The sequence below is a fragment of the Streptomyces sp. NPDC002463 genome, assembly GCF_042889835.1.
GTDB classification, from domain to species: Bacteria; Actinomycetota; Actinomycetes; order Streptomycetales; family Streptomycetaceae; genus Streptomyces; species Streptomyces nymphaeiformis.
This window is the reverse complement of sequence record NZ_JBIARL010000012.1, coordinates 265,407-280,918: the sequence shown is the minus strand read 5'-3', so window position 1 is coordinate 280,918 and position 15,512 is coordinate 265,407. Positions and strand designations below refer to the sequence as shown.

The 15,512-nt window shown below is 68.8% G+C and carries 14 protein-coding genes and 2 pseudogenes; 9 read left to right on the top strand and 7 right to left on the bottom strand.

From position 1 onward, the window contains the following. Positions 1-809: 809 nt before the first annotated feature. Entirely contained in the window at positions 810-1,406 is a 597-nt protein-coding gene (locus tag ACFYX3_RS25140; RefSeq protein WP_389017386.1) for an SMI1/KNR4 family protein, read from the bottom strand. 64 nt (positions 1,407-1,470) lie between these two features. Continuing rightward, positions 1,471-1,701, bottom strand: coding sequence for a hypothetical protein (locus tag ACFYX3_RS25135; RefSeq protein ID WP_389017383.1), 231 nt, complete (start codon positions 1,699-1,701; stop codon positions 1,471-1,473). 1,174 nt (positions 1,702-2,875) lie between these two features. Here ACFYX3_RS25135 and ACFYX3_RS25130 point away from each other — a divergent pair. Next, the gene (locus ACFYX3_RS25130) at positions 2,876-3,397 is read left to right on the top strand and encodes a hypothetical protein (protein WP_389017380.1); all 522 of its coding nucleotides are present in this window, start codon (positions 2,876-2,878) and stop codon (positions 3,395-3,397) included. On the opposite strand, the gene ACFYX3_RS25125 is transcribed toward ACFYX3_RS25130, so the two are convergent. From ACFYX3_RS25125 to ACFYX3_RS25115, 3 genes are read right to left on the bottom strand one after another with little or no spacing between them, the layout of a single operon-like run. Further along, positions 3,304-3,585 (bottom strand): hypothetical protein, encoded by a 282-nt coding sequence (locus ACFYX3_RS25125; RefSeq protein ID WP_389017500.1) that lies wholly within the window; start codon positions 3,583-3,585, stop codon positions 3,304-3,306. The two genes, ACFYX3_RS25130 and ACFYX3_RS25125, sit on opposite strands and share 94 nt — an antisense overlap. Before the next feature lie 50 nt (positions 3,586-3,635). Further along, entirely contained in the window at positions 3,636-3,890 is a 255-nt protein-coding gene (locus ACFYX3_RS25120) for a hypothetical protein (protein ID WP_389017376.1), read from the bottom strand. Positions 3,891-3,913: 23 nt separating this feature from the next. Then, positions 3,914-4,198, bottom strand: coding sequence for a hypothetical protein (locus tag ACFYX3_RS25115; RefSeq protein ID WP_389017373.1), 285 nt, complete (start codon positions 4,196-4,198; stop codon positions 3,914-3,916). A gap of 370 nt (positions 4,199-4,568) precedes the next feature. Between ACFYX3_RS25115 and ACFYX3_RS25110 the strand changes: the two genes are divergently transcribed. Both ACFYX3_RS25110 and ACFYX3_RS25105 read left to right on the top strand, forming a co-directional pair. Beyond that, complete coding sequence (locus tag ACFYX3_RS25110) at positions 4,569-5,795, top strand: hypothetical protein (protein WP_389017370.1); 1,227 nt, start codon at positions 4,569-4,571, stop codon at positions 5,793-5,795. 588 nt (positions 5,796-6,383) lie between these two features. Then, entirely contained in the window at positions 6,384-6,689 is a 306-nt protein-coding gene (locus ACFYX3_RS25105; protein WP_389017367.1) for a hypothetical protein, read from the top strand. Between the two features lie 12 nt (positions 6,690-6,701). Here the strand turns inward: ACFYX3_RS25105 and ACFYX3_RS25100 are convergent. Continuing rightward, positions 6,702-7,433, bottom strand: a pseudogene (locus ACFYX3_RS25100) (transposase). 341 nt (positions 7,434-7,774) lie between these two features. Between ACFYX3_RS25100 and ACFYX3_RS25095 the strand changes: the two are divergent. The 4 genes and pseudogenes from ACFYX3_RS25095 to ACFYX3_RS25080 all read left to right on the top strand — a co-directional run bounded on the left by ACFYX3_RS25095 (position 7,775) and on the right by ACFYX3_RS25080 (position 11,358). Then, positions 7,775-8,509: a ParA family protein gene (locus tag ACFYX3_RS25095; protein WP_389017364.1), complete on the top strand. Its 735-nt coding sequence runs from the start codon at positions 7,775-7,777 to the stop codon at positions 8,507-8,509. Further along, positions 8,509-9,684 carry a ParB/RepB/Spo0J family partition protein gene (locus ACFYX3_RS25090; RefSeq protein WP_389017361.1) on the top strand — a complete coding sequence of 392 codons (1,176 nt, stop codon included), beginning with the start codon at positions 8,509-8,511 and terminating at the stop codon, positions 9,682-9,684. Before ACFYX3_RS25095 ends, ACFYX3_RS25090 begins: the two co-directional genes overlap by 1 nt. 369 nt (positions 9,685-10,053) lie before the next feature. Further along, positions 10,054-10,167 (top strand): annotated as a pseudogene (locus ACFYX3_RS25085) (HD domain-containing protein); the annotation flags it as partial. Positions 10,168-10,452: 285 nt separating this feature from the next. Continuing rightward, positions 10,453-11,358 carry an HD domain-containing protein gene (locus ACFYX3_RS25080; protein ID WP_389017358.1) on the top strand — a complete coding sequence of 302 codons (906 nt, stop codon included), beginning with the start codon at positions 10,453-10,455 and terminating at the stop codon, positions 11,356-11,358. 161 nt (positions 11,359-11,519) lie between these two features. Here the strand turns inward: ACFYX3_RS25080 and ACFYX3_RS25075 are convergent, their stop codons facing one another. Next, the gene (locus tag ACFYX3_RS25075; RefSeq protein ID WP_389017355.1) at positions 11,520-12,962 is read right to left on the bottom strand and encodes an alpha/beta hydrolase family protein; all 1,443 of its coding nucleotides are present in this window, start codon (positions 12,960-12,962) and stop codon (positions 11,520-11,522) included. Between the two features lie 295 nt (positions 12,963-13,257). Between ACFYX3_RS25075 and ACFYX3_RS25070 the strand changes: the two genes are divergently transcribed. Then, positions 13,258-14,412, top strand: a complete 1,155-nt coding sequence (locus tag ACFYX3_RS25070; protein WP_389017352.1) for a sensor histidine kinase — start codon at positions 13,258-13,260, stop codon at positions 14,410-14,412. Next, complete coding sequence (locus tag ACFYX3_RS25065; protein WP_389017348.1) at positions 14,409-15,071, top strand: response regulator; 663 nt, start codon at positions 14,409-14,411, stop codon at positions 15,069-15,071. Before ACFYX3_RS25070 ends, ACFYX3_RS25065 begins: the two co-directional genes overlap by 4 nt. Positions 15,072-15,512: the final 441 nt, after the last annotated feature.

The following is a 15,512-nucleotide window of genomic DNA, read 5'->3' as shown; positions in this document are numbered from 1 at the left end:
GTCAGAAGGGTGATGCTACCCAAAACAGCGACTGAAGCGACTCAAGACTCCTATATATCAGGCACACACGCGCGATCTGTACGGCTGATAAGTGGAGCTTCAGTCGCTTCAGTCGCTGATGTGGGAGTCACTATGGCTCTGACCTGCGGTTTTATGCCAGCGACTGAAGACAGCGACGGTAGCTGCGCTTCAGTCGCTGGGTAGCTGGAGGCAGCGACTGAAGCCGGGGAGCGACCGAAGAGGGAGCGACCGAAGCGACCGAAGCGACTGAGAGAAGGACATGGGTGCGTGGTCTCCGATCATCGGCGGGGCGGGGCGGTGTTCCAGCGTCTGGTCCTGAGCCGCTCCCCCTCGGTTCAGGACCGTTTCCTTGGTGCCACTCCCCTAGGCCGTTTCTTTCGGATCATGAAGGTGAGCTGTTGGTCGATAAGCTCGAGGGCCTGAGGGGCGAACGAGGGGGGTGTGATGACGCTTGTCATCGAGCTGCGGCGCGGGGTCTCAACCGCTCGGGCCGGACGGAAGTCAGGACCGCGTCCCGCAGCAGGGCCACTTGAGCGGATAGTCGTCGATGGCGAGTTTTGGGCAGCCCTTGAGACGCTGGGCCGATACCGGCTGCCCACCCTGGCTCACATCGATCCTTATGGGGAGACGGTGCTGCGGGGTGAGGCAGTGGACCACATGGTGCGGGAGCTAGAAGGTTCTGATCTTGCTCGGCTGGGAGGTGCCGAGAGCCAGGCCGTCTCGACGCTACTGGCCTGGGGTCTGCGCTGCCGCACGGACAGAGACCTGCGCATTGCCTTCTCTGGCGATTAGGCCGTTTCTTCTGGAGCACCGGCGAACCAGGAGCGGCCCTGGGCCCAGTGGGTCACCCATCCGGTGAAACCAGGGGTGCCCGGCATCGGCGAGGTACCGAAGGGCATCGCGCCGTATTCGTCGATCAGCCAGACGTGACCGCGTTGCGGGCCGGTGACGACCAGGTGCCAGTACATGCCGCAGCCGTCGGTGCCCAGCAACAGGGAGCCGTGGTCGAACGCGGCATCCATCCGGGCCTCGAGCTCCTGCTCCGACAGCGCCTCCTCGTCCTTCTCGTCGTTCTCCCACATCCATGTCGCCGTGAGGGGAAACGGCTCGGCAAGCAGGCGCTCGGGGCGGTCGGAGCCCCAGTCCGAGGGCGTTTGCGCGAAGGGCAACAGACCGTAGTAGGGCGGCCCGGCCCGCAGGCCGTCGCAGACCTCCGCCACGAACGTGCGGTACGGCTCCGGCAGCACGATGCCGTGCTCCGCCTCGAAGGACCGCACCGCCTCCCAGTCGGCCGGCGGCGCCGCCTCGGGACGGGGCGCGAAGATCCCGCGGAGGGTGGCCAACTCGGCCGGGTCGCAGGTTTCCGTGTTCATGCCGATCATCATGCAAGACCCGAAAGAGACGACCTAGCCGCCTGCGTGACACAGGTATACGGGAGCGGCTGAGTCACTACCTCGAAGGCAGGCCCGTGGTGGTGAGGTTGTCGACGGCCAGGGCCATGGCCTGTTGCTCGGACGCGGGACGGCCGTCGAAGAGCTTGCTGCGGGGCGCGGTCCGCACGCTGTCCTGGGAACCGTCCTCGGCACCGCCCGGAACGACCAGCCGGAGCGGCAGTTCGAGAGCGGCATGCTGGGCCGGGGCAGACAGGTCGGCGTAGGTGTTCTCGGCCCGCTCCGCCACGAACGCGGCCAGGTCCAGTGTCGGTGCTCGGTGGTGACGGTGGCGGTGGCCACTACGGTCACAGGCGCAGCTGCCCAGGAGGAGATCACGGTAGCGGTCAGCAGGAGCAGCATCGGCAGGATCGTGACCCACCCCGGCACTGTGACGATCACTTGGGCCTTGTCCCTGGGGTGGAGAAGAGGAGGGAAGACGGATCAGGACCACGACAGACAAGGCGGCGAGCAACCATGAGCGCATGGCCAGGGGGCTTCGTCCGGATCACTGATGACGGAAGCGTCCTTGGCCCCTGCGGGAAGCCGCCGTGCTGTCGGTATCGCGGTCTACGGTGCGACCATGTCGTTTGCCCTGTCCGATGGTCTGCCTCCCGGCAGGTTCCTGTCTTCCGGATCTGTATGCGTATGGGTCTCTGACGGATTCCCTCAAGACGTTGATCAACTGTGGCCTCGGCTGCTGAGCGAGCAGAGAGCCTGTGGCCTGGTTCCGCTCCTGTGCCGGCCCGATGCCATGGGAAGCCCGCTCGGCCTGGACCACGTCGATGCCGTCCGCCTGGAGGAGGTGCTGGCCGCGGACTTCGCCGAGTACCGGCGCCGGAGGCTGCCCTTCTGGATGGACCCGACACCAGCCCCGGTACCTGAAGGAATCGAGCCGTGGCCCCACGACCCCGGACCGCCCTTCGAGCAGTGGCCGGGCCTGGCACCGCAGATGCCGGCTAGGCCCGCAGGTCCTACGCCCGAGGAGGTGGCGGCAAGCCTGCTGGCTTGGTTCGTCGAGACGGGACTTTTCGGGCTGGACGAATGCAGACTCGTGCTCGTCCCTGCCCGCCGTAGCAGCGATGCTCTGGCATCGGTCGGATGGTCAGCGGAGGCACCGCTGCCTCTGTCGATGATCCGCCCACACCGTTCCCCGAGTACGCCACGGATCTCGTAGGACGGACTTCCTGGTCGTTCTGGTGGGACTAGGCACGACAGCCGGGCCGCTTGCCACGTCGGTTCGGGTGTGCCGTTGCCTGATGGGTAGGGGGCGCGGGTCGAGCCGTTGTTCCCGGACCGGACGTCGGAACGTGCAGGCCGGTGGAGAGATGATCGTGAAGTGATCGATGCGATCGCCCGGAAGGTCCGGACCGGCGCGCAGCGGGTTCGTCCGTCCGCGAAGTACAGCGACTGGCGAGGCTTGGATGAGTGTGCGGGGGCGGAGTTACCGATATGTCGGACCGGCGGAGCTGAAGGCTGCGGTCCGGCCCGACAGCGGTGGGTACAGGATCGGCTCGGCGGCTGATTTCGGAAGCTGGGTCGCGGAGAGATCAGCAGCGGAGCTGGCCGAACCGTTCACTTTCGTGGTGGGCACGGACGGTGTGCTTCGGCTGGCGCCGCGTCGTAGCGAGCACGTCGCCTGCGCCGGCGGAGGCATGGTTCTGGGCGCCGGTGAGCTCAGTTTCGTCCGTGAGGCACGCCGGTGGGCCGTCGGCGAGGTCGGTAACCACTCCACCGGGTACTGCCCGGACGTCAGCTCCTGGTCGGCAGTTGCCCGGGCTCTGGACGAGGCAGGGCTGGGGCGGCCGTCCGGCTTCACCCATGAGGTGGTGTTCCGGCGATGCCCTGGCTGTCAGGAGTGCAACATCGTGCGCGAGGACGACTTCGTCTGTGTCTTCTGCGGCAGTGAGTTGCCCGAGGCGTGGAACGTGGATTCTGTGGCGTGACGGCCGCGGTCACAGCCGTGGGTCGAGGGCTGCGATGAGGCGTGTTGCGTGGCGACGGCACGGTGCCGGGTCCGACGGTTGATCACGTGCTCGGCCACGTGGCGTTTGCAGTCGTCGACCGGGTCGATGCTCGGCAGCCGACCACCGCCGGAGCAGAGGATGCTTTGCTCCCGCGTCTCGTCGGCCATGCCACGAATGGTGCAGCGGATGGACTCGCGCATGAGCGGCCGGCGAAGGGTCACTCGTAGATGAGCCTGTCGTCGAGCAGGGTCCACGTGGTGCTGGTGCGCAGGTCCGTGAGGGCGTACTCGAAGAAGGCGGCCAGGGAAGGGAACACATCGGTGGCGAGGTGCCCGTAGTCTCCCCACTCCCCCACTGTGTGGTCTCCGGTGTCGATGAAGAAGCCGCACGTCCAGTCGTCGTCCGCAGCGAAGGGGAGCCATCGCGGGTTCCACCACGGCCCGTCAGGGTTCGCTTCCTCTGGGGCAGGCATCAGTTGCTGGTAAGCGTGGGGGATCAGGGCGGTGGACAGGGGGTGCTGGCCGCCCGGGAGGAAACACCGTCGTCGTGTACAGGGGCCCGATCCAGGCGGCTGTCCGCGAGCCGTACGCCGTTGTTGAGCGTCAGCCAGGTACGGAGCTCAACCGGGAACGGAACACCGATCGTCTGCTCTGCCGCCACGATCTCCTGGACTGCCGCCGGAGGGCGTAGCGCCGCGGCGTTCACGGGGGCGTTGCCGTTCAACCACTGCACCAAGCGGCTCCAAGCATGGTGGATCTCGATACCGTCGGCACTGGTCACAGGTGCTCTCCCGGGCTGCAGTGGTCGATGTCTTGGGGTACTACGAAGCCCGTCTGACAACACCTCTGGGACTGCACGAGATCCTGGCCCAACGTTCGTGCACGGAGTCAGCAGGACGGGATACGGATCGAGTGGTAGCGGTGTGTGTTCCATCCGCCCCGCGCTCGTTCTTCAAAACCGGGTTTTGAAGCCATGAGTCGTGAGGGCGTCGAAGAAGCCACTCCCCTGCCGGCTGTCCAGTCTCGGCAGAGCTGGGCAGTCTCAGTTCTGCCGGGCGTTTGGTTCCGCGCCGAGCAGGACCGATCTCCGCACTTGCCCGCTCCCCCAGCCCGGATTCCGTGCCGGACTTGCCGAGAACTACGGTGCTCGGATGACTGCAATCGATGTCGTGGCACGTACGCAGGTCAGTGGCGGGCAGACGGTCGAGCGGCTGGTGTGCCATCCGCGGCTTCCCCTGGTCGCCGGTCTGGACTCGGAACGTCCAGCGGTCCACATCTGGGCCTGTGACGCGGGGCAGCTGCGCGACTGCGGTTCGGTGGACGCAGAGCCTGGTGCCACCGCTGTGGCATGGCATCCCCACCAGCCGCTGCTCGCCGTCGCCGGCGAGAGCGGAGTGGTGCAGTGGACTCCCTCCGGGCTGTCCGAGCTGAAGGGTCTGGCATGCGCCGCCCGCTACAGGAGCCTGGCGTTCAGCCCGGATGGTCAGACGTTGTGGGCTTCGCCGTCATCGGGTGATGAGGACGACGCATGGGAACGTTCTGACGTCCTTGATCTCGCTTCGTACGTCGTCAGCACCGGCCCCCGTTGGGACACAGGCGTCACGGAGCATCCTGGCGGTGGTCTGATCGCCACTCTCGCGAGCGATCAGGGAGCGACGCTCGGCCTCTTCGCGCGGATCGATCCTGAGACCACGCCCGCGGTGATGCGCGTGCTGCGCCGCGCACTGGTCCTGGATGCCGACGGCTACGAGACGCCGATCTTCAGTGCGGACGGACGTCATCTCGCGATCCGCGGCAACGCGTACGAGAACTCGCTGGAAGTCTTCGAGTTCCCCACGCTCCGCCGCGTTCTGGCGACGACTCTCGGCGAACCCGACCCCGGGTACCCGTACCCGCAAGAGTGGCTCGACCAGATGCGCGCCTGGTCACGCCACAACATCGCCTTCGGAGCCCGGCCCGGTGTGCTCTGGGTGGGAACCCCCACCGGGGCCCTCCTGGAGGTCGACGTCGAGGCGCTACGCGTGGTCGGCCATGACGTGCTTGCCGGTACCCCGGTGTCTGCGTTGGGCTGCACGTCGACAGGCGAGCTCGTCATCGCCGGCGGTGGAGGCGATCTCGTGCTCTTGTCCGTGAGGGCCGACTCCTCCGAGGTCGGTGGCACCGGCGGGGACGCACCGCAGGCTGCAGTCGCAGCGTTCTTGGAAGCGGTCCCGGAGGTTCCGGCCGAAGGCGCCCTTTGGACCCACCTGGTGACGACCGATGGAGACCGCAGCTGGGAATCGGACGACTCGGCAACCGTCACCACAGCATCCGGAACGGATCCGACCTGGCTGCAACTTCAGGCGGCTATCAACACCATGCGCGACCAAAACAGGTGACGGACAGCAGTGTCCGGCCGTGCCAGCCCTGTCGATTCGGAAGCCGTGCGGCTGTGGGTGACGCTCACGTGCGCCCGTGGCCGAGGGTGGTCGTCGGTCGGCCAGAGTGAGTTGCCTCCCGCGGAGCCTCGTTTCAAAACCGGGTTTTGAAACGCTCGCGGGATGGTGGCTCATGGGGGGCGGGCTTGGTGTCGGCGTCTCCCCCTGTTCCTGATGCCTGACTCGATGATGCCGACCGCTCACGAGCTGCAGAAGTGCGTGTGCTCGTGGGTGATCGGGCTTAGCAGCCATGCGGGCGGCTGTGAGAAGAGGGTGCTGCCAGAGGGGCGATGGTCCTGAGGCGGTTGTCCGTCTGCGCGGCTGACGCCGTGGCGGGGGCGGACGTGTCGGCGCTCCTGGACGCTGGCCGCCGTGGGGCCGTAACGGCTGCGCGCCGGTCCACCGCTCTTGGATCGAGGGTTTTCTCTGGCAGTGCAGCCCAGTGGACATTCAACATGTTCGGTGCATGCAAATGTCAGTCTCGGGGTCGGGGCGTGTAGTACGCGACTTGGCAGTGTCCTGTGGATCACCGCGTGAGGTAATTGATCAATGAGCTACTTCATGTACGACGTCATGGGCGGGACTGTCGACGAGCCTGATCCGGAGACCATGAGGGGAGTGCTCGACGGTCTGTCGCAGGCCGATGACGAGCACCCCGATGTCTCGCTCACCCATGAGAGCGGGTGGTGCCTCAGCGCCTTCGGCGACGGCCTGCTGGTCTGGGAGAACCCGGACGAGGACTCGGTGGCCCCCGGGGAGATGCGCGATGTCGCCCGCGAGGAGATTCTCCGACTCTTCGGACTGCTGGCGGCGGGTGACATCGCATCGGTTGAAGTTCTCTCCTGGCAGAGGTGAAGGGCCTTACCGTCAGGTTCGGGACCAGAGGAAGAGCGCCTCGACCTGAAGTGCCGCGAGGTGGTGCACGGCGAGCTTGTCGGTGCGCATGGCGATACCGCGCCACTGCTTCAGCTGGTTGATGCATCGCTCGACAGTGTTGCGGTGCTTGTATGCCCGGCGGTCGGAGTGGGGTGGGCGGCCGCCGCGCGAGCCGCGCCGCTTGCGGTTGGCGATCTGGCCGGCCGGTTCCGGGATTACCGCAGTGATGCCGCGACGGCGCAGATGGGTGCGGATCGTGCGGGAGGAGTACACGCGATCAGTGCTCTCGCTGTCAGGTCTTGTCCTGGGGCTGCCGATGCCATGGACTTTGGACGTGAGCCCGCCGCGGGACCGTCCGAGAGCGTGGTCGTCCGGTTCTCCTGCTGAAGCCCGTTTCTGTGGGCGCCGGCGGTGTGCTGATGAGCGCGCACCGTCTCGCCAGCCATTCGATGTCTCCGGCTGCGTCGGCCTGAGCCTGGAGCTCGGTCGGGCTTCGCTGCCAGGTGCCGTCCTTCGCCCAACGCCGGAAGCGATTGAAGACCGTCTGCCAGGGAGCGAGCCGCTCGGGCAGGTCTCGCCAAGCGTTGTTGCCCCGGTACTTCCATGCCACCGCGTCGATGAGCACCCGATGGTCCCGCCATCGACCACCACGGGGCGGATCTGGTGGCAGCAGCCGCCAGATCCGCCCCAGCCCTCATCGTTCAACCCGCCCCTGGGCTCAATGTCGGATCAACCGCCATATATCCACGGGTACTGCTTGACGGAGGCTACGAACTGGGGGACACGCTTCAGCATTGCCAGCACCTCCATCGGCACGACGGGAGTCGCTGAGCCAGAAGACCAGACGATTGGTTCGCTGATGAGCTGTGGGGCTGAGAGAGACCGGACGCCTGGGGGAGTCGGGGAGGTGATCGGGGCCCGGGCGGGGTGGCAAGTTCAAAACCCGGTTTTGAAACCGCCGTGCCGGAGTGCCTATGAACGAGGGGATACGTGGCATCCTGTCCACGTCCGCTAGTACCAGCCGACCTGGCTGGGAAGCATACGGAGCATCAGGAGTACCACCCATGGCACGGATTACCGCGCTCATCAACCGCAAGGGCGGCGTCGGCAAGTCGACTCTGACCGTCAACACGGCCGCCATCACCGCCCACGTCCTGGGCGCAGCCCCCGAAGGCGACCCGCACTTCGTCGCCGCCGTCTCCGCCGACCCTCAGGGATCGACCACCTGGTGGTCGGAGCGAGTGGGGCACGACCTCCCCTTCTCCTTCGAGCAGATCAACTCGAAGGACGACCTGGAGCTCTTCTCCCACCTGAAGAAGTCCCGCAAGATCAAGCACGCCTTCATCGACACCCCGGGTTGGATGGACCTTCCCGAGGACGAGAAGGAAGAGGCCGGCGACCCGTTCGGCAAGAGTACGGCCGCTGATGCCATGCGCGCCGTGCTGACCAATGCCGACGACATCATCGTCCCCGTCGAGCCGGAGCCGCTCGGTTTCATGCCGACCCGCGACACCATCGAGGAAGTGGTGAAGCCCCTCGGCATCCCCTACCTCGTCGTGATCAACAACTGGGACCCGCGCGACGGCGAAGCCGACCTCGACCAGACCAAGGACTTCGTGCGGGCCCAGGGCTGGAACCTGGCCAACACCGTGATCCGCCACTACAAGGTGCACACCCGGGCCGCCCTCGAAGGCACCGTCGTCACCCAGTACAAGAAGAACCGCGTCGCCATGGAGGCGCGCGAGGACTTCTACCAGCTCGCCCTTGAGCTCGGTGCCGGCAAGAAGGGCTCGCGCTGATGGCGGCGAAGAAGCCCTGGACCGATCTGCTCGACGGTCCTGGCAAGCCCGGCAGTAAGCGGGCTTCCGCGGATGCGCCCGCCAAGGAGGAGGCGCCGCCGACGACCGTGTACATGCACACGCTCATCGGCAACCCCGAGAACCCGCGGACCGATCTCGACTACACCGACGAGGACTCCGACTTCCGTGAGCTCAAGGCGTCGATGAAGTCGGTCGGGCAGCTGCAGCCGGCCGTTGCCTTGTCCCGCGAGGCGTATCTCCGCCTCAAGCCGGAGCAGGGTTCTCGTATTGGTGATGCCGAGTGGGTCGTCATCCTCGGCAACCGGCGCTTTCACGCGGCCAAGCAGCTCGGCTGGACGAAGTTCGAGATCCGGGTGCGCGACCGCCTCGGCAACGAGGGCGACGACAAGGTCGACGAAGCCGTCGTCATCGAGAACATCCACCGCAAGAACATCCCTCCCTACAAGGAGGCGGAGTTCCTGCAGCGGATGGTCGAGAGGCACGGCTCCCAGGAGAAGGTCGCGGAGCGCATCGGCAAGTCGCAGATGTACGTCTCCAACCGGCTGGCGCTGCTCAACCTCACGCCTGAACTGCGTGAGGTCGTCGACACCAAGCAGATCAAGGTGAAGACGGCGGAGAAGATCGCCAAGATCCAGGATCCGGAGCAGCAGAAGGCTGTCGCGGCCGAGGAGATCCGGAAGTCGCAGGAGCCGAAGGCACCGCGTAAGCGGGCCGCTGTTCCGGAGACGCCGATCCCGGCGGTTCAAAACCCGGTTTTGAAGCCCGGCGTTCCGGAGCCGACGATGCCGCCGGTTCAAAACCCGGTTTTGAAGTCCGGGGCGGAGGCGTCCGAGCCCAGTGGGGGAGGGGTGGCCACCGAGGTCGCCGATCTGGCCGAGCCGGCAGTCGCCGTTCCGGAACCGCGGAGCACTGCGGCCGTTCCGGCCGAGCCGGTGTCAGCCGCGCCCTGGCACGACGGCGTCGCTCTGATGGACATGGCCTTCGACAGGCTCGACCCGGTCCAGCGAAGCGCGTTCATCCAGCGCTACTTCCGGCGCAGCAGTGGCGTCGAGGCCGTGATCGCGGACATGCGGGGGGATCTCGCGTCCCATGCCCGTGTCTCACTCGGGGCGATCCTGCAGCAGGTTGGTGCCGGGCTCGTACGCGAGGCGTAGCCAGAAGACGTGAAGCCCCTGTTCTTCCGCACGGAAGGGCAGGGGCTTCGTGGTGCTCCGGGATGTTGCTGTCTGCAGTCGGGAAGGCGCCGTATCGAGTGAAAAAGTGCTTACACTACGCGTCCGGTTGCCTGCTGTGTGTAAGTGCTGCGGAAGTCGATGGAGATCTCCGGATCTTGTCTTGATCGGGTCTCCACCCCCGTCGGCGCCGTGTATGCATCTTCCATGGCACGTGAGGGGGAGGGCCGTTCAGGCCTTCGCAGCAGGCTTGAGGGACCGGTGCTCGCGCTGTGGGGCAAGTACGACGGGGACTCCTGATGGGTGGCTGCCGTTGTGGCAGCACATGGATGACAGCGCGGCTGTGGCGGGCTGCTCTGGGACGAGTGGATTCCCACGCAGATTCGACGGCTGATCGGTGAGGCGCTGCCCGGGGGCGAGGCCGACGGGCGTCGGCTGGTCATGTGGCTGGCCGTTGTGCACGACATCGGCAAGGCCACGCCCGCGTTCGCCTGTCAGGTGCTGCTGCTGGGGGAGCGGCTGGAGGAGTGCTGCGGATGGGCGCCGGGGCAGTGCGATCAGTTCTCGGCGGTCGTGGGAGACACCACGGGGTGCCGTCCGAGTACAGGCAGATCAGCGCGCTGGACAATCGTGGGCACCTGCTGTGGTCGACGGGCGCGAGTCGGAGCTTATGGCGTCAGGTGCAGAGGGAGCTGCTGGAAGCGTGCCGACGAGTTCGGCGCGCTGGACCGGCTGGGGGAGTGGTCTGCGGTGAAGCTGCCGCAGCCCGTGCAGGTGCTGCTGACGGCGCTGGTGATCGTCGCCGACTGGATCGCGAGCAACTTGGAGCTGTTCCTCTACTACCCGCAGGACATCTCGCGCAGCAGCGCCGAGCGTGCGGCAGCCGCGTGGCGGGGGCTCAACCTGCCGGGACCGTGGCGGCCCGCGGAGCCGCCCGTGGACGTCAGCGAGCTGTTCGCTTCCAGGTTCGCGCTCCCGGAGAGAACGAAGGCGCGTCCTGTCCAGGCGGCGGCGGTCGAGCTGGCCAGGTCCATGACGGCGCCCGGGCTGATGGTGATCGAGGCGCCGATGGGGGAGGGGAAGACCGAGGCCGCGCTGGCCGTGGCGGAGATCTTCGCCGCCCGGTCCGGGACCGGGGGAGTGTTCTTCGCCCTGCCGACCATGGCCACCGGCAATGCGATGTTTCCCCGGCTGCTGAAGCGGCTGGAGAGACTGCCTTCCTTGGAAGGGCAGCGCCATTCAGTGCTTCTCGCTCGCTCCAAGGCCGCGCTGAACGACGAGTTCACCGATCTCATGGAGGTCGGGAAGGTCGCGGCCGTCGAGCCGGACGCCGGGAGAGTGGCGCAGAACCCGTCCGCGAGTGTTCGCGCTGCTGCGGCGTACCTGGTGGCTCACATCTGGTTGTGGGGGCGGAAGAAGGCGATGCTGTCGTTCTTCGTGACCGGGACCGTGGACCAGCTGCTGTTCGCCGGGCTCAAGAGCAAGCACCTGGCGCTGAGGCACTTGGCGGTCGCGGGAAAGGTCGTCGTCATCGACGAGGTGCACGCCTACGACACGTGCATAAGGGCGCGCAGAGAATCAACCTGCAGGTTCTGTACCTTGACACAGCAGGTCAGAGCATTACTTGTCAGCATGTTGATTCTCTGCGAGCCCTGACTCGCCGGCGGCACGCTGGTCCTGGCGGGAGCTTTCGCGGCACGGTGAGGCGTAGGGCATCGTCTTCAGGGCTCGGGGAACTGCGAGGCCGACCCGTGGTCGGCCTTACGCGTGGGTTCGGCCCATCACGTGGTCGGCCTCGCAGTTCCCCAAGCCCCTGGTTACCCCTGGTGGACGGTCAGGTGGCCGTAGGCCCGGAGGGTGTCGGCCGGGTCGCCGGGGCGGCCTCGGAGGGTGGCGTCCAGGAAGGCGAGGGTGGCCGCCGCGACGACGCGCGGGCTCGCGGTGCGGCCCAGGGTGCCCACGATCGAGGGCACCGGCGGCAGGTAGAGCGGGCCGTCCATGAAGGTGAGGTGCCCGGCGCCGGGGACGGTGAGCCGATAGCTCGTCGCGGTGCTGTGATCGAGGGCTTCGGTGAGCCGGGGCAGGTAGCGCGGGTCGGTGCCGGCGGTGATCTCCTGGGTGAGCGCGAGCGCGGGCTGCTTGAGGGCGGGCGTGGTGGGGCCGTGGGGGTAGCCGTCCAGGTCGACGGCGGCGTCGAACCGGCGGTCCTGCCGGGCCGCCTGCAGGGCGGCGGCTCCGCCCAGGGAGTGGCCGGCCACCGCGGCGCGGCCGGTGTCCAGGCGCCCGGTCAGCGGGTCGGCGGTCTCACCGCGGTCCAGTCGCTCCAGTTGGGTGAGGACGAAGCCGAGGTCGGCGGCCCGGACGGCGGTCCAGTCGGCGGCCAGCGCCTCGTCCCTGTCGCGGTCCCCGGAGGAGGCGGTGGTGGCGCGTATCGTGCGGCCGTCGGCGAGGACGACGACAGTGGAGTCGTACGGGTGGTCGAGGGCGGCGACCAGGTAGCCGTGGCTGGCCAGCTCCTCCGCCCAGGTGGTGTTCTGGGTCCGCACCCCGCCCGACCCGGGGGAGAACAGGACGACCGGGAACCGCTCTCCTCCGCCGGTCACCGGGGCGTCGACGACCGCGTGGCTGCGGGCCCTCGGGACGCCGTCGACCAGGAAGCCGGGCAGGCCGACCCCGTGGGCGAGGGCCTCGGAGACGGTCCGCGCTTCGTCCTCTGTACGTCCCAGGTACTGGGCCCGGGGGACGCCCGCGGGGCTCTTCTGCGCCGGGTACCAGAGCTGGACCACGACCGTGCGCCGGTCGTCCGGATCGGCGGTGAAGCTCTCGGGGCGGAGAGAGTCGGTCCACTGCACCACCCGGGTGCCGACCGCGAAGGCGCCCGTCGGCTCGGGGAAGACGGGCACGGGGAAGGCCCAGGCGGCCACCGGGCCGGTGGCGATCAGGCCGACGCAGGCCAGCGATCCCGGCAGGGCCAGCCACCAGCGGGCCCGCCGCGCCGGTCGGCCGGGACGGCGCCGCAGCAGGGGCGGGAGGGCGAACGCCGAGGCGGCGGCGGCGCCGGCCAGGACCGGCAGCATCTGCCAGCGGATTCCCACGGTGCCCAGCACGATCGCCGACGGTACGAGGACCGTCCCCGCCGCGACGGTGACGGGCCGGCGGGTGGCCGGGGGGAGCCAGCGCGCCACCAGCAGCGCGACGGTGCCCAGCAGGACGAGGACTTCCGGAAGGGACAGGAACAGCCCCGGGATGGTTTCGGTCACCCGGTCATGCTCGGCGCCGGGTCCGGGCCGCCGCATCGGCCCCGGGTCGCTGCCGACTGCGACCGGCGTCGCAACCGGGGGCGGGCCGCGGTGCGACCGGAGTGGCAACCGGGCGCCCCGGACCGGCGGCAGGCCTGCGACTGCGGGAGGTGGCGGGTCTCCTCCTGTGGTCGTACCCCTGCCCGGTGCGCTCCGACGCTGGGCTCATGTGCGGCGCGGGCCCGCGGCCTAGGCTGCGGCTGTACGTGGTGGCGGCCCCGACCGGGCAGCCACGACAACCGAGCGGCGGAGAGGTGTGACGGTGCGCCACCGGGACCGGGTACCGCCCCTGGTGTGGGACTCGGTGCTGCCGGCGCTGCTCCTCCTCAACGTCGTGACCACGTACCCGGCGCGGGAGCTGCCGGTGGCGGCGGCGCTCACGGCCGCCCTGGGGCTGCCCCTGGTGTGGCGGCGCCGCGCCCCGCTCGCGGTGTTCACCACCGTGGTGGCCGCGGCCTTCCTCCAGTGGCTGGCGGATGTCCAACTGCCCGCGGATGCCGCCCTGCTGGTGGCCCTGTACACCGCGGCCGCGCACACGGGCCGGCGCGGCACGCTGCTCGCCGCCGGCGTCGTGGAGGGCGGGGCCGCGCTGGCCTGCCTGCGCTGGACACCCGACGGCGCGTTCCTGACCCCGTTCGTCGCGCTCTCCGCGACGGTGGTCGCCGCCGCCGTCCTCGGGGTGAACGTGCGGACCGGCCGGGCCTACCTCGCCGCCGTGCAGGAGCGGGCCGAACGGCAGGCGCTGCACCAGGAGCAGCAGGCTCGGCTGGCCGTCGCCGAGGAGCGGGCCCGGATCACCCGCGAGATGCACGACATCGTCACCCACAACCTGTCCGTCATGGTCGCGCTCACCGACGCCGCCGTCTACGCGCAGCACAGGTCCCCGGACCGGGCCACCGCCGCGATGCTGCAGATCTCCGAGACGGGCCGGCAGGCCCTCACCGACATGCGGCGCTCGCTGGGCGTCCTGCGGGCCGACGAGCCGGACGCCGAGCGCCACCCGCTGCCCGGCATCACCCAGCTGGAGGCGCTCGCCGACCAGATGACCGCCGCCGGGCTGCCGACCGGCCTGGAGATCCGCGGCGGCCACGCCCACCTGCCGGCCACCGCGCAACTCACCGTCTACCGCCTGGTGCAGGAAGCCTTGACCAACACCCTCAAGCACACCCCCGTCGGCACCCGCGCGACGGTCCTGGTCGAGTGCTCGGCCGGGAGCGTCGGCGTGGAGGTCACCGACAACGGCCCCCGGCCGGCGCTTCCCGCCGCCGCACCGCCCGGCCACGGCATCCCCGGCATGCGCGAGCGCGCGGCCGCCTACGGAGGGACGCTGCGGGCCGGACCGCTTCCGGGCGGCGGCTGGGGCGTGCGGACCCGGCTCCTGCTCAACAGCGGTGGGACGGGCATCGTATGACGATCCGTATCGTGATCGCCGACGACGAGGCGCTGCTCCGGATGGCCTTCGGCACGGTGCTGGAGGCCCAGCCCGACATGGTGCCGGTCGGCGAGGCCGCGGACGGCGCCCAGGCCGTCCGCCTCGCCCGGGAGCTGCGGCCCGACGTCGTCCTGATGGACGTCCGGATGCCCGGGACGGACGGGATCGAGGCGACCCGGCAGGTCGTCGAGGTCTCCCCGGGGAGCAGGGTGCTGATCCTGACCACCTTCGACCTGGACGCGTACGCCTTCGCCGCGCTCGGCGCCGGGGCCTCGGGCTTCCTGCTGAAGAACACCCGGCCCGAGGAGCTGCTCACCGCGATCCGCAACGTCGCGGCGGGTGACGCGGTGCTCTCCCCGCGGATCACCCGGCGCCTGCTGGAGGACTTCCGTCCGCACCTGGCCGACGGGGGCACCGCCGCCCGCGACGAGCGGCTGGAGCGGCTCAGCGCCCGGGAGCGTGAGGTGCTCGTCGAGGTCGGTCGCGGCCTGTCCAACGCCGAGATCGCGGCCGCCTTGTGCCTCGCGGAGGCGACCGTGAAGTCCCATCTGGGGCGGATCCTGCTCAAACTGGAACTCCGCGACCGGATCCAGGCCGTGGTCTTCGCCCACGAGAACCGCCTGGTCTCCCCGGCCTGACGCCGGCCGGGGCTCCGCGTAGGACGGAAGGCGACCAAGACGCCGTACCACGGGAGCCTTGTTGTCCGTCCAGCCTGGCATGCCGGCTCCTACCGTGTCCGTTCGAAGTGTCTTCGCCACCGGCCGTCTTGGCGATTGCCCCAGCTCGTTCCGCCGAAGCTGATTGATGACGGGCTGTGCGAGACGGGCCGGGGTGAGAGGCGGGTCCGCAAGCTGCTGGTGAACCGGCCGGTGCCATCGAGCTGCAGGGCACGGGCGCAGCGCGGTGGCGAGTCGGCTGGCGGCTTCACGCACGGCCAGGACGAGTCCGATCGGGTAGCCCCGCGGCGAACGGCGGGGCGCTGGCGAGGAACTCGTTCGTGCTGTCGGGGGCGGCCTCGATCAGCGCCACCTTGCAGAGCGGGTTACTCGTTCGCGCGCTCAACGGTCGTGGACCCTGGT